This window comes from Enterococcus pernyi, assembly GCF_045371165.1.
GTDB classification, from domain to species: Bacteria; Bacillota; Bacilli; order Lactobacillales; family Enterococcaceae; genus Enterococcus_B; species Enterococcus_B pernyi.
The window spans coordinates 189850-208896 of the sequence record NZ_JBIQDM010000005.1 but is presented as its reverse complement, the minus strand read 5'-3'; the positions used below and the strand labels follow the sequence as shown (position 1 = coordinate 208896).

Here is a 19047-nt window from a genome sequence, read left to right as displayed (position 1 = left end):
TTGCATCAAAAAAAGATCCGTTCGACTAAGAAACAGAAAGTCGAACGGATTTTCTTTTTATTGATTGACTAGCAACCATCATCTGCGTCTTGGTTTTAGAATTTTTAGACCATGTCTAAACATTGCATCAAGAAGCGGTGACCAAGCGTTGGTTGTAAATTTAGCTTCTTTACCAGTCGCTAAGCGATTCATTTGTTGTTCATAATAAGAAAGATTAATAATGCTCCCAGCTTTTTTGTCGAGATTTTTCAGATGTGTCGTTAGACGTGGTAACTGAATGGATTGAGCATGTCCTTCTGCTAGTTGATTTGGCAACTCTGGATTCATTGCTAGTGCTCGTGCTAGTCCAACCATCGCAATTTTTTCTTTAGTGATTACTTCTTCCATTGTTTCTGGTTGTGTCAGTCCACCAGTTAGAATGATTGGGGTTGTCACTTGCTGTTGGATATCTTTAGCAAAATCAAGGAAAAATGCCCCTTCCCCAACCTCCATGAATTTTGTTTTTTCGTAATTACCACCAGAAATCTCAACAAAATCGATCCCTAGTTCCGCCATTCTTAAAATAACTTGACGCGAGTCTTCTTCACTAAACCCTTGAGCAGTAAAATCTGTGGAATTAAGTTTTAAACCAACAATAAATTCCGGTGTAGTGGCTTCTCTTAGCCCTTGGTAGATCTCAAGAAGGAAACGCATCCGATTTTCCAAAGAACCACCGTATTGGTCGGTTCGCTGATTATCTGCTGGAGAAAGAAATTGGTTGATGAGATAGCCGTGTGCACCATGGATCTGTATCCCAGAAAAACCAGATTCTTCCGCTATTTTACCAACTGTGACAAATTGTTCCACCAGTGTTTTGATCTCTTTAGTAGTTAGTTCTCTTGGAGGATTAAAAAATCCTTGAAGTTCTTCACCTATCGGTTGAGCAGTAGGGGCAACCGGTTGTGAGTTCATTGTTTTGGGTGACTGTTTGCCGGGATGATTGATTTGTAAAATAAATTTTGTATGGTTTTCTGTTCCAGCTTTGGCCCAGGCTTTTAAAATTGATTTATCTGTATTTTCATCTATAACAACATTTCCAGGTTCACCTAAATGATCACGATCGACCATGACATTTCCTGAAATTAAAAGTCCACTACCGCCTTGAGCCCAACGGTGATAAAGATGAATATGTTTTTCAGTTGGGTTATTTTCTTTGTCGGCAAGTGTTTCACTCATTGCAGATTTGACGATTCGATTTTTTAAGATTGTTTGATTTGGTAAAGTGATTTCTGATAATAGCATTGAATTCTCCTTTTATTTCAGTATTTTTTTTAAAAGTTTCAACGATCGATTTGAATAAGGTGGGAATAATCCAGGAACATTGAAGGTTAAACGATTTTCATAGACTCCTTTTTGATGAGAAAAGGTAAGAAAACTATATTTTCCGTGATAGCCACCGATACCAGATTCTCCTACACCACCGAAAGGTAAATGAGGATTGGCAATATGTTTCAGAACATCATTGACCGTCACATTTCCTGATGAAATAGCGGTCATGAGCTGTTCTTTTTTCCGATTCGATGTTGTAAATAGATATAGTGCTAAAGGTTTTTCATACTGTTTAACTTGAGAAATCGCATCATCGATGGTATCAAAAGTCAAGATTGGTAAGATCGGCCCAAAGATTTCTTCTTGCATGGTTGCGGCATCATGACTAGGTAAATCCAAAATTGTGGGTTCAATATATAAATCTTCCCGATCTGTTTCACCGCCAAATACGACAAAGGAGTGGTCAGCTTCTAACATCTGTTGCAATCGGATAAAATGGCGATCATTGATGATCCTGCCATAGTCTGTGTTATTTCGGATATCAGAACCATAAAATTCTTTCGTGGCAATAATCATTTCTTTGATCAATGCTTTTTTTCGTTTACGGGACACTAAAACATAATCTGGCGCAATACAAGTTTGTCCGTTGTTCTGCAATTTTCCCCAAACGATGCGCTTTGCTGCCACTTTTAAATTAGCAGTATCATCGACGATCGCGGGACTCTTGCCACCTAATTCTAAAGTGACGGGTGTCAAATTCTTTGCGGCAGCTTGCATTACGATTTTTCCTACTGGGACACTGCCAGTAAAGAAGATATAATCGAATCTTTGTGCGAGTAATTCAGTCGTTACGTCCACACCGCCTTCGACCGAGGCAATGTATGTTTTGTCAAAAGTTGAATGAATCAATTTTGTCAGAACTTTAGCCACATTTGGTGCTAATTCGCTTGGCTTTAAAATCACCGTATTCCCTGCCGCAATTGCCCCAATCAGTGGTTCAATAGCTAAATGAAATGGGTAATTGAAAGGAGCAATGATCAACACTTGTCCATAAGGTTCATACTCAAGATAACTTTTCCCCCACATATAAATCGGTGTATGAACGTTTTTTCGCTTAGCGTATTTCTTTAATTTTTTGATCATCTCAGAAATACTTTGATAGACAACACCAATTTCAGTGACATATGCTTCGTGTGCTGGTTTTCGCAAATCTTTGAATAATGCTTGTGTCAATTCAATCTCTATTTCTTGCATCGCCTGTTTCAGTTTGATTAATTGGGCTAATCGAAAGTCGATTGATTTTGTTTTTCCTGTTTCAAAAAAATGTTGTTGATTCTGTAAAAGTTGGTTGATCATGCGTTTTCTCCTTTTAATATATTTATATGTTCGAACTTATGAACCTATTTATTTAAAAAGAAAGGCCGAAGCCTTTTTATATTTTTTCTAATAGTTGCATAAATCCTTTCAAATTACGTTTGATACAAGCAACATCTAAATAATAGATCCGCTCTTTGCCACGTTTTTCGACATACACAATCCCTGCTTGTAAAAGCAATTTTAAATGATGAGAAATAGCGGGGCGAGAAATAGACATTTCTTCTGTGATTTCTGTCACACTTAAACCACCTTTTTCTACTAGTAAACTGACGATTTCTTGACGATTTTCTTCTTGTAATGTCGTAAATAGGGGCGTGGAATCGCGTAATAACGCTAAAAATGTTTCTCGCATAGTGACCTCCTTCAATTTGTTAAAGTGAGTATAGCACGATATGTTTAAACTTGTCAACGCGTTATGGAAAGCCATCATAAGTATGTTATTTTTTAGTTTATTCACTTATTTATTATTAGTATTTTCACATATTTTTTGATATACATGTTTACAATCTATTTTTTTTTAGAATAGATATAAAAAGCAAAAGAGGTGTGAAAAATGCGAGAGTTACAGTTAAAATTTATTACAAATACGATTACAGAAAGGTGGATGCGGATTTTAAATGTGATCGAACAACAGAATATGTTTACGATTGTCGGATTGTCACAACAACTTGGTGTTTCTAAGCGTACGATCCTAAAAGATGTCAGTGAACTGAAAAATTACTTTGAAGAGAGTGCGATTTTTGAGTCAAATACCACTGGCTATTTTTTTAAAGAAAAAAATCGACGACTGTATCATGAAGACAAAGAAGCATTGTTACAATCGGAGATTTGGTTTGAAATTATCAGTGACATTTTTTATGGAGAGCTAGTATCTGTCGGAGAATTAGCTGATCGCTATAATTATTCAGAAAGTACGATGCTACGATCAGTCGCTCAAATCAAAGAGGTTTTAAAAGAATATCAGCTTTCACTTAGCTTAAAACCAGTGGACCTTGTGGGAAAAGAAGGAAATATCCGCAAGTTTTTTTTTGATTTTTTTTATGAAGGAGAACCAACACCGTATACGGTCTATCCCCCGGAAAGTATCCACCAAATGTTTTTGGATAAGTTAGGTGAGCGTCTTGGTAAGTATGAGATAGGTACAGGGATCATGGTCACAGGATTTTATTACTGTTTGTATATCACGATGATCAGAAACAAGAATGGGCATATCATCTCTTTACCTCGTAGGATAAAAGAGATCGATTTTAGCAATGAGACAGATTTTTTATTGATGTCCGAATTGATTCCACTGATCAAAAAGGAGTATGGTATTTCGATCCATCAAGATGAAATCATTTGGCTTTTTTTGATCATAATTAGCAAACGAACAATTGATCATATCGAGCAAGAGACTGTCTTTTTGGAGAAGTATAATCAGTGGCCTGAAATAGATCCAGTGATTGAATCTTACTTCCAATTATTCAACATCGACCGTAAGACTAATCCTATATTATCCACCTTTCTTTCTGCCTTTTTTCTGGGGAGGAAAATCAATAATGAAATGGCACCAATACTGAATAAATTATTAAATGAAGAAATTATTATCATCAAAGGTCTCTATGGTTTAGCCTATGAGAAAAATCGACAATTTATTCAAAAAAATCAACCATTGCTGTCTTTCTCAGAGAAATATTTAGAAGATATCATAGCAAGTTTAACGATGTATACAGAAATCTTGTTCTCTTATTATTCACCTAAGAAAACAGTGTTGTTTCTTTTGGAAGGTAATCATTTACTCGTTCAGTTGATCAAAGTCCAAGCCAATCAACTGTTGTCGAAGCAGTATCATGTGCTGTTTGTTCCGTTACATGAATTGACAGAAGAACGTTTGAACGTTGAGCATGTTGATTTGATCGTAACGAATTATCGTCCTTATTTATTGGATTACCAGTTGAACAAGGACTATTTGTTGATCAATCGAGTCCCTAATAGAAATGATTGGGTCAACATTTTTACTCAGTTGAATCCTTTACTCAATAGTATGCTGTAAGAAGCAAAAAACGACGTTAATCGATGAAGTAACTAAAGAGATTAACTGATCTCCGCGGTTCTTCATCGATTTTTTGTTGTGCAACTAAAGGAGCGAATCTATCAAAGTCACATAGTGAAAGTGGGAACAAGCCACTTCACTAGTTAGTGAAAAATATGAATTTCTTTTCTTTTTGAGCTACGTTAATCTTATTTATGCAGAAAGTAATGATAATTACTATTATGTAAGAAAGGTTATAGGAGGAGGGAAATGAATCGTAAAAAAAAATACATACTAAGCCTGAGTATGTTACTTATTCAATGTTATGCACCCTTGGTTGTATACGGGACAGAGGTTCGATCGGTTGAAACAGAGGGGACAGTCGGTTTTACAGGCATGTATGAAATGCCTGGAGATCCAGTACCAGCTCCAGAAGTTGAAATCAAACCAGATTTCCCGAAAGAAATCGCTCAACAACCGTCAGAGGAGAGAGATGCCAGTCACAGAAGATTGCCAAAAACGAATGCACAACAAATGAGTAGTTGGATAATTTTAGGGGTTTTTCTTGTGATAGTGACACTTAGTTTTTGGTTTTGGAAATACAAAAAGAAAAAACAATCATAGAAAGTAGGACGTGTATAAATGAAATTAGTTAGATTAGCAACAATTGCAGCCTTATCATCAACAGTTTTTGCCGGAGGTATGACTGTATTTGCAGAAGATGGTTCCACAAACACATCAAAAGAAGTACGTAATGTAACAACTAATGGAACGATTGAATTTACACCAAATGAAGATGAAGAGCTAGTCGTTGTTCCGCCAGTAAAAGAACCAGATGTCGAGATTGAGCCTGAAGTGCCAGGAACAACTGGACCTTTATCGATCATGAAAGCTGTCACAATGGATTTCGGTTCACAAGTCATTTCAAATCAAGATCGAACATACAATATGGTTGCAGAAAAACAACAAAAAAAGGGGACAACTGGTGAAGAAAACAAAGTTCCGTATGTCAGTTTTGCGCAAGTACAAGATGTCCGTGGAACGAATGCTGGTTGGAATCTGCAAGTACGCATGACCGACTTTAAAGCAACGAATACAACAAATGATACATTGCTCGGTGCAGAAATTTCATTGTTGGATCCAAGAATCCAGTATGAAGGAAGCACGCCTGGTAATGCGCCAGTAGCTCATCCAGCTGGAATGAAATTAATACCAAATGCTTCTGCGGTATCCGTGATGACAGCAGAAAAAGATAAAGGTGCAGGGGTATCTTCAGTTGTTTGGGGAAACCAAGCAGACCTAGATGCACAAGAGGTGAACGATGAAGTTGAAGTAGTAACAAATAATGCGATCCAATTGTTTGTTCCTGGTTCTACAGCAAAAGACGCGACACAATATAAATCAACATTGACTTGGGAATTATCCAATACACCTGATGTTAGTGGTGTAAATTAACAAGAAAAAAAATATGAGTAACATAACGAATCATAATCATTAAAAAGCAACCGATTTTTGTTTATAGAAGTGAATGTGGTAGCGTTACAATTTTGTAGCGCTACCTCCTTTAAAGAAGGGGGTAAGTTTATGAAAAAGACAAGTACATATCGAAAAAATAAAATCCAACAAGTGGGGATCGTATTACTCGTCATGATTGTCAGCCTGATGGCTCCCATGTTGGTTGGAGCGGAAGAAGGAACGTTGAATTTTTATGTAACGCCTGAGTTCTCAGAAAATCAAAAATCAGGAAATGATCGTTATTTTCAATTGAATCTTGCACCAGACACGACAGAAAAGCTAACGTTGAAACTACAAAACGCAAACGCAGAAGCCAAAAAAATCAAAATCACCCCACATACTGCTTATACCAACGTGATGGGGGTCGTAGAATACGGACAAGATGCGGAAGAAGCAGATCCAACGCTCAAACATTCGTTGGCTGAGTTGATTGAACAACCAGAAATCATTGAGCTTGCTGGAAATGAAACAAAGACCGTTACGCTTGATTTGAACATGCCTAAAGAAGAATTTGAAGGATTGTTAGCTGGTGGATTACGAGTGTCAGAAGTCAAAGAAGAAGCAACAGAAGAAACGAGTAATGAAGAAGGTGTCGCCATCCAAAATGATTTTGCGTATATCATCGGTGTGGTTGTGAGCAACAAACAAGATGCTGTACAACCGGACTTAGAGTTGTTAGATGTTTTTGCTGACCAACTCAACTATCGCAATGTGATCAGTGCGAATCTACAAAACTTCACCCCGACATTCGTGAATCGCTTAGAAGTCGAAGCTACGGTTCAAAAAGTGGGCGAAGAAGAGATTTTATACCAAGCCAGTCAAGAACAGATGCAAATGGCACCCAATTCCAATTTTAATTTCCCGATTTCTTTAGAAGGTGATCGTTTTCGCAGTGGTGACTACGTATTGAAAATGACGGCACGTTCTGGGGAAGACGAATGGCAATGGGAAAGAACCTTTACGATCGAAGCAGATGAAGCACGAGCATTGAATCGTGCGGATGTTATGGTCGATACGAGTATTAATTGGTGGATGATTGGTTCAATCATGTTACTTGTTTTATTGCTTGGAATAATTCTTTACCTAATCCATAAAAGAAAAAAAGAGCAACCGAATAAGAGTAATGAGAAGGAGTGAATACAATGCCCTCAAGATTAAGAAGAACGATGCTTTTTTTAGGGACGACAATTTTAGTGATACAAACAGTAACTATACCGTTAGGCATGGTCTACGCAGAAACCACGATGGACAATGTGGAACATGAGCCAATGGAACGTCCTGCTATCCAAAACTCCTTAAAAGAACTATCCAGTAATCCTAACTTTTTCTTTTCTCAATCTCAATTGCAAGGAACGATAAAAGTTCCGCTACAAGTGACGTTCTTTTCTGATCAAGAAGTGTCAGAGGCACGAGTGATCTTACCAGAAGAAGCAACGCTTATCCAAGACCAATTGTCGGCAGGGATTTCAATCGAACAAGGAGAGCAGCCTCATGAATGGATCGTTCACTCAAAACATGCGCAAAATAAGTTTGTTCTTCCTTTGGTATTTGACAAGATAGGAAACTATGAACTGTCTGTGGAAGAAACGACGACTCAGCTAAAAATCAGTGAGCCAGAAGCAATCAGTGATGAACTTCCAGCTGAAGAAAGTGACTCCCCTGATGATGAGCTAGGCGGACAAAAGGAATCAAAAGAGGGAGAATATATAATAGAAGAAAATCAAGAGGATGATCAGACATCCGAAGAAGTAGATGAGCCTAAGGAAGAAGCTCCGCAGGATCAACAAACAAAGGAGAAAGAGCCTTTCGTAAGTGTTTCTACATGGGAAGAATTTCAAAAAGCCATAAGTAACGATGATGTACAAAAAATTATTTTGGAAAACGACATAGTCAGAAACGCTGGATCGGCAGGAACGATCAACAGAAATATCGAAATTGACGGACAAGGATGGTCGATAGATTTTGCTAATAATACTGCTGGATTCACACTTGGAGCAGTGAGCGTAGAGACGACAATTACTTTAAAAAATATAACAATAACAAAACCAGGAACTACAGCAATTTTTACAGGTACAGCAGCCAACAGTCAAAGATGGACATTAAATTTTGAAAATGTTCATACGGGAAGTGGGAATGTATCTGGTTTAGTTAATGCACCGAATGCAAAGGCAGGATATATAGGTGGCGAAAATACTTATAGGTCGACTATGAATGGGCGTGATGATGCTGTCTTCCGAGTCAATAAATTTTTTGCTCGAAATGGAAGTAAAGTAAGTATGGACCTGCAAGCAAAGTTAGCACAAATTTCAGGCGTATTACCGGTAGTTCAAATTACGGATGAAGACACTACAGTTTCTATTAATACAACTTCAACAAGCTCGGGTAGAAACGGAGGGGTTATTAGATTTGATTCAAATGAATCGCTTATTGAGGTTAACAATGGAGCATCTTTGAAAATAGAAGCCCCTCAAACTAGTGCGCTTCTTTACGATACTGCTACGAATTCAAGAATTTTGGTAGACAATGGCTCTAAAATGGAACTTTACTCTTCTCGTCTTGATGGAAATGATGCAACAGTTAGATTTTATGGGGCTGCAAGCCGAGGTTCTCGATTTGATATAGATAATAATAGTACTGTTATTATTGAGGCTGAAGAAGGAGCTGCTCCGGCAGTAAGATTTCGTGCGGATGGTCAATTCTTTGTAAAAGGAAATAGTAAATTACAAATGTACAATGGTGGAAACGGATCACCTAATAATTCGGCGAATCAAGGTATAGAATTTGCTAATGATGGTGGAGTTTTTGATTTGAGTGGCGTGGGAACAGAAGTAAATATTGTCTCTGATTTTGGACCTGCTATTGGTGGAAACAGTTCGATGGAAATCAATGTTAGGGAAGGAACTAGTTTTACAGCAATTGGAAGATCGAGCACTGCATCAGGTGCAATATTTAATGGTTCAATTAGTAATATAACTATTGATAATCCACTTTTTTTTGATTTTAAAAATACACGTCCAAACGGAGGCAATATATATAGTGTATCGGCATCCTCTATATTTGATTTGAAAAATTCTAATTTTGCAGCATGGACTAATGGTTCTAATTTTGATCTTGAAGCAGAAAAGTATTGGAATATGATTGATTTTGAATTAACGGGAAGCAATTTTAATACTATTAGACAGACTAGCGATCCGGAATCATTTAATACAAGTACTTTTGGACCAGCTGGAATGACTGCATATAGTAGAATTAGTGCAAATAACGCACGTGCTGTTGTAGATGAATTAAGAGTTCCTACCAATGCAGATAAGTCTATTTTTGGTCATGTAAGTATTCCGGAAGGGAGTGACTATAGATCAGCGTTTGAAGGCGAGGTAGAACTAGAGATAGAAATTGAACGACTTACTGGAGAAAAAGAAACACATAGAGCAGTTACTAAAGTAGATAGTATCTATGGTGAAGCAGATAGAGAGGGAATATTTGAAGTAAAATTACCGGAACTTTTAAATGAGGGAGATCGGATTAGCGTTCTATCTGCTTTTCGCGGTGTTGGTGAAGTTGGAGTTCCCAGTTTGCCGGACGATATCAAAATAGATAGTGTTGTCGTCTTTCCAATTATCCCACCAAAACCAGCGGAGTTCCCTGTGAATATCATCGAAAAAACAGCAACACATGTTCAGGGATATGTTGAAAACAAAGAGGTTGAAATAACCGCAACTCATAATGGACAAATCTTTGACACTTCTGATGTAACGGTAGACGACGAGGGTAACTTTATCCTGAATTTATCTGACTTAACTTTAAAAGAAGACGATGAGATTCAGGTCTTTCTAAGAGATGCGGAAGGCTCGGCAGAAGCCGCAGGTGTGATCAATCCGCCAGAAACAAATAACGCACGTGGAAATATTAACCCAGCCGCTGACTTAACATTTCACGATGTAACTTTTGAACCGGCTACGACATTAATCGTTGAGGATGTAGGACCTTTCTCACCGGTAGATCCTTTGGATCCAGAATTAGAAGTGGAACCTGAAAATAAACCAGAATTGCCAGAAGATCAAGGGCAACTAAGCATTGACTTTATTTCGTCCTTCAATTTTGGCTCACAAGCTATTTCTGTTCATGAACAAACCTATTATGCCCAACCTCAACGATTGTTGAATGAAGATGGGACAGTGAAAGAGAACGAAGAGCGACCAAATTATGTTCAAATCAGTGATCGTCGACCGGACAATGAGCGAAGTGGTTGGCAATTATCGGTTACCCAGAATGGACAATTCAGTAATCAAAATGGTCATGAATTGATTGGTTCTGAGATCCAGTTACTCAATCAAGAACTAGTGACAGCTCAAGGTGGAACAGCGCCTGCGCTAAAAGAAGAAACTGGCCAAAAAATCATACCAAATACTAAAAGAATCTTATTACAAGCAGATGAAAAATCTGGAACAGGAACCTGGATCTATCGTTTTGGTAATGCAGAGACAGCTGATAAAAGTGTTGGTTTGTATGTACCGAAAGGAACGAATCCAGAAGCCAAAGAATATTCAACGACACTTACTTGGGAATTGAGTAGTGTTCCAGAAAATCAATAAAAAAAAGAGTTGTGATAGCCAGATACAGCTCCAAAAAATAAGTCAGAAACCGCTAAGATTTTCGGGATTTCTGGCTTATTTTTGCTAACATCCTTTTTTTAATTACATTTACTCAGTTTTAGGGAGTATGAGATGATGAATATTATCTCACTTCTTTCATTTTCTTAAAACTGAGGGAAAAAAGTATTTTTCTATTAGTTGAAAAATTTCTGTAAAAAAGTGCGAAGAAAACGAGAGATTTCTTTACACTAGAGTAACTATAACGTATATAATCTATATAAGGTGTGTTGTCACCATTAACGTTGATTGGCACAGAAAAAAGAAGCAACAAAAAAACGAAGCGAGCGAATATGGAGATAGATATGATAAAGAATAAATTGCAACAATACAAAATATTATTGATATTATTGATTCTTGTAGCTGTTTCGCTGATTATTTTTTTGAATCAAATCATTTATGCGTGGCTGATCGTGGAAATTTTTGCCTTTCTTCTTTGTGGCTATTTAGTGATTTTTGATCAAAGAGAAGCAACCTCTAAAATTGCTTGGATCTTAGCGTTATTATTTTTACCGGTCGTCGGGATCATGCTGTACTATCTGATTGGTCGTGAGCCACGATTACGCAAGTTATCGAAACAGCAACTAGACAATGAACGAAACATACAAGAGACGGTGTCCAAGATCCTTCAGGAACATTCAGAAATCATTCATGCCAAGCACGATCTTTCCAAAGAAATTTTCCATCTTTCCGCAAAGTATCCCACAAAAGACAATCAATTGACATTGTTAAAAGAAGGGACGGATGCTTTTGCTTCATTGTTGCAAGATATCAAACAGGCAACACATCATGTCCATGTTTTCTTCTATATTATAAAAGGGGATGAAACTGGCGAAGAACTAGTTGCTACTTTGATCGAAAAAGCTCGACAGGGAATCAAAGTACGTTTTATGTATGACAGTGTCGGATCAATTGCTTTCCCGAATCAATTATTAGATACGATGCGAGAAAATGGTGTAGAGGTAAGAACCTATGATCTATTGAATTCACCGTGGCTGAGTAACAAAGCCAATTGGCGCAATCATCGGAAAATCGTTGTGATCGATGGGGAAATTGCACACACTGGTGGTATGAATATCGGGAATGAGTATAGTGGACGCGGGAAAAAGTTTTCTTATTGGCGGGATACGAATGTTCGAATCGAAGGGCCTTCTGTACTCGAGTTGCAGGAATGTTTCGTTTATGATTGGTTATTTCTCGATGAAGGGACGGAAACGATCACTTATTTCATCAATCAGCAAGAGCTGTATTTTCCATTACAAACGGAACAACCAAAAGGTTCGGAAATCGTACAGGTCGTTTACGGAGGGCCGTATGATCAGGAGAGGATCATCAAAGACTCTTTCAATGACTTGATTGGTAAAGCAGTTGATTCGATCAAGATTGCTATGCCTTACTTTATTCCAGATGAAGAAACTCTTGGGGCACTCAGACGAGCAGCTCGCTGTGGGATCAAAGTACAATTGATCATACCGGGAAAAGGCGATCGCGGGATTTCATTTCATGGGACGAACTCGTTTATTGATGAGTTGTTATCGGCAGGAGTTGAAGTGTCGATCTACGATACGACTGCATTTATCCATTGTAAATATATGATCGTTGATGATGTGGTTGCAACGATTGGATCAACTAATTTTGATATTCGCAGTTTTTATCTCAATCATGAACTGTCAATGTTCATTTATGGTCCATCAAAAACGATTGATGAATTGAACGTCCATTTTACAGAAGATTTAGCCCACGCTGAAAAGGTCAAAAAAGACGAATGGCAAGAGCGAAGTGCATGGACGAAAATCAAAGAGAAAATCAGTGGCTTGTTTGTGCCGATACTTTGATAGAAGCAACGGAATCAGCGCATAAGAACGTGCCATTAGCTTAAGACAGAATAGACAAAGCGTTTCATACGTGTTTGTTTCTTCTGTTTTTTCTTTTATCCTTTCTTAGTGTTTTATAACAATACAATGCGCAATAAAATAAGTTTTTTTAGAGATATGCTACTATAGAGATAGATATAAAGTGTTTTTTTACAGTTGGATCTTACGAATTTACATCTGTGAAAATGTGCTTTAAGACTTAGAAAGTAAGAGGTGATTTTGTGAAAAACAAACAGAAATCAGTCATTGTTCTGGGAGGTGGACTTGGTGGTTTGTCTGCAGCAGTTTCCTTAGCCCAAGAAGGATTCGACGTATCGCTATATGAAAAGAACGATCATTTAGGGGGGAAATTGAACCGTTTAGAAGCAAATGGGTTTGGCTTTGATCTAGGTCCATCGATTTTGACGATGCCCCAAATTTTTGAAAAACTGTTTCTCACGAGTGGCAAACAGATGGCAGATTACATTCCGATCGAACGGTTAGATTTGCAGTGGCGTTCTTTTTTTCCTGATCACACAACGATTGATCTATACAGTGATTTAACGAAAATGGCCCAAGAAAATCCTTTGCTGACTGAAAAAGACATGATGGAGTATCAAGATTTCTTAGACTATGCGAAGGAAATCTATGCGGCCACAGAAGTCGGTTATTTTGACAAAGGGCTTGATTCGACAATGGAGATTTTAAAAGAACATGGTGTGATCAAAGCGTTGAAAGGGTTTGATTATTTTTCTTCGATGCATGATGGAATCGCTAAACGTGTGAGTCATCCAAAAATGCAAGATATCTTAGGGTATTTCAGCAAATATGTCGGTTCCTCTCCTTATGATGCGCCAGCGGTTTTAAATATGATGAGTTATATGCAGCATGAGCAAGGAATTTGGTATGTTCCGGGCGGGATGCATAAAATTGCTGAAGGAATCGTCAATCTTGGAAAAGAGCTCGGCGTAGCGTTCCATACTGGCTGTCAGGTTGAAAAACTAAATGTAGTGGATGAACAGATCCGTTCGGCACGACTAGCGGATGGGACGGTGATCGAAGCAGATTATTTTGTTTCGAATATGGAAGTCATCCCAGCTTATGAACAATTATTAGATGAAAAACCAGCGTTTACAGAGAAATTAGAAAAGAAATTTGAACCCGCAAGTTCTGGTTTTGTCTTGCATCTAGGTGTTAATAAAGAATACCCACAATTAGCCCATCATAATTTTTTCTTTTCGAATGCTTCTAAAGAAAACTTTGATCAAAACTTCCATCAGCATCAGTTACCAGACGACCCAACGATCTATCTTGTGAATGTCAATAAGACTGATCCTTCTCAAACCATCGAAGGACATGAGAACATCAAGATTTTACCGCACATCCCTTATTTACAAGATCAACCATTTACAGAGGCAGAATACGATGCCTTTCGGGAGCGTATCTTGATCAAATTAGAAACGATGGGATTAACGGATTTGAGAAAACATATTGTCTATGAAAATCGTTGGACCCCGGAAGATATCCAAAAAAATTATTTATCCCATCGTGGAGCAATCTATGGGACTGTCTCTGATCGTAAGAAAAATCATGGGTTCAAACATGCAAAACATAGTGAGCGCTATGACAACTTATACTTTGTAGGTGGGACAGTCAATCCAGGTGCAGGTATGCCAATGGTCACTTTGAGTGGGCAACAAGTGAGTGACAAGATTGCTCGAAGAGAAGCGGATGTATAGGAAGGAAGGCTTATTTTGTTACTAATAATGATCGTCCTTTTTGTTGCTTGGCTTTCAGGTTGGTGTATCTTTTATCGACTGCCATTCATCACAAACCTAACCTCTGCAAAACGTTTTGACACAAATGTTTCAATCATTATTCCTGTACGTAACGAAGCAAATACGCTCCCCAAATTGCTACAATCGATCCAAAGGCAAACGATCCAACCACGAGAAATCATCGTCGTGGATGATGATTCCACTGACGGTACAGCAGAAATCGCCAAGAACTTAGATGCAACAGTTTTCTCAAATGATCGTGATCAGCATGGCAAGGCGGCTGCCTGTTGGTTAGGTGCAACAAAGGCCCAAAGTGAGCATTTCTTATTTTTAGATGCAGATACATTTTTTCAGACAGACAATAGTTTGGAAAGACTGTTGAATGAATACGAAAAAAGAGGGAATAGTGGCTTGCTGTCGCTTCAACCGTTTCATCAAACTGTTCGCTTTTATGAACAGCTCTCGTTTGTTTTCAATGTGGTCATTCTGGTAGGGTTGAATACTTTTTCTGTGCTAGGTGAAAAATTAAAAGCAGTGGGGGCGTTCGGGCCGTGTATCTTATGCTCGAAAACCGATTACTTCCAAGTCGATGGGCATAAAGATATGCCTAGTGGGATCTTAGATGACATGGCTTTAGCCAATCGTTTTCAAAAGGCAGGATTTCCCATCCATTTATATGGTGGGAAAGAGTTGATTGCTTTTCGCATGTATCCTGAAGGTTTCAAGCAATTGATCCAAGGATGGACAAAGGATTTTGCCACAGCTTCTAGAGCAACCAATCCCTTTATTTTGTTAGGAGTCATCCTCTGGATAAGTGGTGGTGTTGGCTCAGTGTTGGCTTTTGGTATGGAACAATGGCCGCTCGCACTGGTCATTTATTGCCTGTATGTGCTCCAATGTATTGTATTTGCCAAACGTGTAGGAAATTTCAAGCCGATTTTCTTGTTCGTTTTTCCGTTCTTTTTTATCTTCTTTCTTTTCTTGTTTTTGTGGTCATTGATCCAAACCTATCTTTTGAAATCAGTGACTTGGAAAGGAAGAAAAATCAAACTTTAGGAGGTTTTTATGCCACTGATCCATTTGACCACTGGAGTATTAGTGATGCTCGACATTCTTGCCTGGTTTATTTTTCATTTGGGTATATCCTTTGGTGTACGTCAAATTTCTGACTCTTTTTTTGAAAGAAAGCGTCGTTGGTTTCGTTCTTTTTCTTTTGAAAAGCAAGGAGTTATTTGGGAGAAAAAATTTCGAATCAAAAAATGGAAAGACAAGCTGCCAGATGGTACTGTGATTGCCAAGAGTGGATTCGATAAATCAAGACTTGGTAAGACTGATTCTGCCGCACTGAAGAAATTCATCATTGAAACACAAAGAGCAGAGCTGACACATTGGCTATTGATTGCGCCAGCGTTCCTTTTCTTTTTGTGGAATCCCAAATGGGCGGGGTGGGTCATGGTTTTTTATGCGCTTCTTGTCAATATCCCATTTATTATGATCCAACGCTATAATCGGCCACGATTGGAACGAGCGTTCATTAGAAGAATGAGGAATAAGTAGGTTCTTAAAACGGATTTATGTTTCTTTTATGTTGTTTATATGTTGAAAAATAGCAGAGGTGATGACATGGAAACGACAAAAAAGAAACCAATCCATATCTCAATTGATGAGGATTTGAAAAAGGATGCTGAGCAATTATTTGCTGAGTTGGGTATGAATATGATAACCGCAATTACAGTTTTTTAAAAACAGTCTGTAACTAAACTGGTACTTCCTTTTAAAATTGAAAGGGAAAATTCGGCTACTTTGCAAGCGAGAAAAGATGCTAAAGATGGCAATATTCATGGTGGATTCAGCTCTGTTGATGAGTTGCTGGAGGACTTAGATGCTTGATATTTTTTATACCTCACAATTCAAGCGAGACTATAAAAAAGCAGGGGAAAGATTTAGCCAAATTAAAAAAGGTGCTATCTCTTTTGCAATGCCAACATAAATTGCCCAAAGTGTATCGTGATCATCATTTGACCGGCAATTATGTGGGATTTAGAGAATGTCATATCAGTCCTGATTGGCTATTAGTATATAAGATTGATAATGATCAATTAATATTGATACTTGCTAGGCTGGGATCTCACAGTGAATTCTTTTAAAGAAGTTGTGAAATAAATGGACAACTCAGAAAAATAAACGAGAAAATCTAAAACTTGTTTTAAAAGTGTTTGGATTCTCTCGTTTATTTTGTTCTAGGAGTTACTAGAGAAATAGTGTAATCGTTTTTTTAGGAAGAAAAAACAAATTTTAGGAGCTTTTTATGCTACTGATTCATTTGATCACTGGAGTGTTAGTGATGCTTGATATTCTTGCCTGGTTTATTTTCCACTTGGGTCTATCCTTTGGAGTACGTCAAATCGCTGACTCTTTTTTTTAAAGATATCATCGTTGGTTTCGTGCCTTTTGAAAAGTGAGGAGTTATTTGGGAGAAAAAATTTCGGATAAAAAATGGAAAGATAAGCTGCCAGATGGTACTGTGATTGCTAAAAACGAATAAATGGTTTTCTAGAAGTGAATACTACATAAACAAGCACCAAAATCCATCGATGAATAATTGTGGGGATTTGGTGCTTTTTAGCGGAGCTTAACACTTTTATCAGAATCTCACAAACTGTCTTTTGTGCAAAGTTAGTGATTCAAAATAAAGTTGATTTTTTTGAAACTTTTCTTAGAAAACGATCGTCTAATTAAGTATAAAAAAAGAAAGCGGAGTGAGCGTATGAAACATGAAAAAAACTATTCATTTTTAACGATAGAACTAATTTTCCTAGTCTTATTGTTCCTGTTTACCAGCCTTTTTTTATGGATGTATTCAATGGATACATTTTCGATCATAGAAGAAAAGCCACAAGAGATAGGGACAAGCGAGTCGACTAGAACGAAAGATACACAACCACGTAAGGAAGCAAACAAGGATTTTATGCGAGAACTGGGTGAAATTTATTATTTGAGATAGGGAGGGATCTAATATTTTTAATCGGATAGCAAAAAAGCAGCGAGTCAGACATTATGAATCTCAGTTAGAACAGCTGATTGAGACACAATATCAAAAAATGTATCGAATCGCTTATAGTTATACACACTGTTCGGAAGATGCACTAGATGTTATCCAAGATAGCTTTCAAAAAGCGCTGATGGATTTCTCAAAGGTAAAGAAGATCGATCATTTTCAAGCTTGGTTTTATAAAATCTTAGTCCGCACAGCAATTGATTATTGGCGCAAGAATAAACGAATGCCTTTGAATTTTGAATTGGAAGACTGTCCAGGACTTGAATTCATCGATTGTCAAAATGATGTTTCTTACATGGAATTACGTGAATTATTGAGCCAAACGCCTAGCCCAGAACGCGAGATTATTATCTTGAAATTTTTTGAAGGATTTACATTGAAAGAAATTGCTCAGATTTTAAATTTAAATGAGAATACAGTGAAAACAAAAATGTATCGCTCACTAGATAATTACAAAGAAATTTTAAAATAAAGGAGAGTGGATAGCGAAATGGGAGGAACAAAGAAAAAAATAAGTATGATGAATCAGGCGTATCGAGCGGGGGAAATTCCTGAACAGCTAGAAGATGAGCTATTCAAGCGTTTTACGATTGCCAAGAAAAAAGTGAAGGTGAAACGACAAGTAAAACATGCTGTTCATATCGGTTTGGGGATCGTCTGCTCTGTACTTATTTTGTTCGCAGGTGTTCAAAATAGAGACTTTCGCGTATGGGCGACAGAAATCCCTGTTCTCGGAGAATTGGTTTCGATCATTACTGGGAAAACCTATTCATTCCAAGAAGAGGAATCGGGTATCAGGATTGCTGTTCCAAAAATAATTGGAAAAGAAGAAATCCATGACCAGTTGAATCGAAAATATCTCGCAGAGGGACAACAAGCTTATGAGGAAGGAGTGAAAGAAATCAAGAAAAACGGGCAACAGATTGATACAACAGGTGGATATCGCATATTGGTCAATGATGAGCGATTTTTAGTGATTGATCGTTCAATCGAACAGACAATTGCAAGTACGCAAACGAACAATCAATTTGACACGTTAGATAAACAAAATGAGGTACTTGTGTCTTTGCCTTTATTATTTAAAAATGATGATTATCTCATTGCTCTTTCAAAGGAAATTGAAGAACAGATGAAAAATCGTATGGAAAAAAATCCAGAATCAACTTATTTTGCTCTAGAGGATAATGGCTCATTTTTATTAAAAAAAGATCCTAGTTTTTATATCAATAAAGAACACCAGCTGGTTATCTTCTTTGATAAATACGAGGTAGCACCTGGTGCTATGGGGACACAAGAATTCGTTATTGATACAAATAAAATCCAATCTTTATTGGCTGACCCAAACTATTTGAACTAAAGCTTTCAGACTTTACGAATAGAATCGTTCTTTGCTGAGAATAGTAGCATCAACCGGTAGAATCTTTTTTACATGTTTACCGGTTGATGCTTTTTAGGTTGAGAGAAATAGCATTCAATAATGGCCGAAGAATCCAATGCT

The 19047-nt window shown here is 37.5% G+C and carries 14 protein-coding genes and 1 pseudogene; 12 read left to right on the top strand and 3 right to left on the bottom strand.

Translation table 11 applies throughout. The features are described 5' to 3' along the window. Positions 1–78: 78 nt before the first annotated feature. From ACH0AK_RS08260 to ACH0AK_RS08250, 3 genes are all read right to left on the bottom strand, one after another. Positions 79–1281 carry an NADH:flavin oxidoreductase/NADH oxidase family protein gene (locus tag ACH0AK_RS08260; RefSeq protein ID WP_347081766.1) on the bottom strand — a complete coding sequence of 401 codons (1203 nt, stop codon included), beginning with the start codon at positions 1279–1281 and terminating at the stop codon, positions 79–81. Positions 1282–1293: 12 nt separating this feature from the next. Next, positions 1294–2664, bottom strand: coding sequence for an aldehyde dehydrogenase family protein (locus ACH0AK_RS08255; RefSeq protein WP_023519119.1), 1371 nt, complete (start codon positions 2662–2664; stop codon positions 1294–1296). A gap of 76 nt (positions 2665–2740) precedes the next feature. Beyond that, entirely contained in the window at positions 2741–3037 is a 297-nt protein-coding gene (locus tag ACH0AK_RS08250) for an ArsR/SmtB family transcription factor (protein WP_010736298.1), read from the bottom strand. 201 nt (positions 3038–3238) lie between these two features. On the opposite strand from ACH0AK_RS08250, the gene ACH0AK_RS08245 reads away from it, so the two are divergent. The 12 genes and pseudogenes from ACH0AK_RS08245 to rsiV all read left to right on the top strand — a co-directional run bounded on the left by ACH0AK_RS08245 (position 3239) and on the right by rsiV (position 18906). Further along, entirely contained in the window at positions 3239–4717 is a 1479-nt protein-coding gene (locus ACH0AK_RS08245) for an AcpB/EbpR/MafR family transcriptional regulator (protein ID WP_071866702.1), read from the top strand. 249 nt (positions 4718–4966) lie between these two features. Further along, positions 4967–5320, top strand: coding sequence for an EF2685/EF0750 family sortase-dependent surface protein (locus tag ACH0AK_RS08240; RefSeq protein ID WP_010736296.1), 354 nt, complete (start codon positions 4967–4969; stop codon positions 5318–5320). Between the two features lie 18 nt (positions 5321–5338). Further along, positions 5339–6151, top strand: a complete 813-nt coding sequence (locus ACH0AK_RS08235) for a WxL domain-containing protein (RefSeq protein WP_010736295.1) — start codon at positions 5339–5341, stop codon at positions 6149–6151. A 129-nt stretch (positions 6152–6280) separates the two neighbouring features. Then, positions 6281–7348 (top strand): WxLIP family cell surface protein, encoded by a 1068-nt coding sequence (locus ACH0AK_RS08230; protein WP_023519121.1) that lies wholly within the window; start codon positions 6281–6283, stop codon positions 7346–7348. 5 nt (positions 7349–7353) lie between these two features. Continuing rightward, positions 7354–10803, top strand: a complete 3450-nt coding sequence (locus tag ACH0AK_RS08225; protein ID WP_499796849.1) for a WxL domain-containing protein — start codon at positions 7354–7356, stop codon at positions 10801–10803. A gap of 362 nt (positions 10804–11165) precedes the next feature. Then, positions 11166–12695: a cardiolipin synthase gene (gene cls, locus ACH0AK_RS08220; protein ID WP_071866723.1), complete on the top strand. Its 1530-nt coding sequence runs from the start codon at positions 11166–11168 to the stop codon at positions 12693–12695. Positions 12696–12955: 260 nt separating this feature from the next. Then, a complete protein-coding gene (locus ACH0AK_RS08215) occupies positions 12956–14452 on the top strand; it encodes a phytoene desaturase family protein (RefSeq protein ID WP_071866704.1) in 1497 nt (498 codons plus the stop codon). A gap of 15 nt (positions 14453–14467) precedes the next feature. Then, the gene (locus ACH0AK_RS08210) at positions 14468–15547 is read left to right on the top strand and encodes a glycosyltransferase family 2 protein (RefSeq protein ID WP_499796847.1); all 1080 of its coding nucleotides are present in this window, start codon (positions 14468–14470) and stop codon (positions 15545–15547) included. 9 nt (positions 15548–15556) lie between these two features. Continuing rightward, complete coding sequence (locus tag ACH0AK_RS08205; RefSeq protein ID WP_071866705.1) at positions 15557–16048, top strand: glycosyl-4,4'-diaponeurosporenoate acyltransferase CrtO family protein; 492 nt, start codon at positions 15557–15559, stop codon at positions 16046–16048. 325 nt (positions 16049–16373) lie between these two features. After that, a pseudogene (locus tag ACH0AK_RS08200) lies at positions 16374–16638 on the top strand (type II toxin-antitoxin system YafQ family toxin). Between the two features lie 954 nt (positions 16639–17592). Beyond that, positions 17593–18021 carry an RNA polymerase sigma factor gene (locus ACH0AK_RS08195; RefSeq protein WP_023519128.1) on the top strand — a complete coding sequence of 143 codons (429 nt, stop codon included), beginning with the start codon at positions 17593–17595 and terminating at the stop codon, positions 18019–18021. Between the two features lie 6 nt (positions 18022–18027). Continuing rightward, positions 18028–18906, top strand: a complete 879-nt coding sequence (rsiV, locus tag ACH0AK_RS08190; protein WP_148294487.1) for an anti-sigma-V factor RsiV — start codon at positions 18028–18030, stop codon at positions 18904–18906. Positions 18907–19047: the final 141 nt, after the last annotated feature.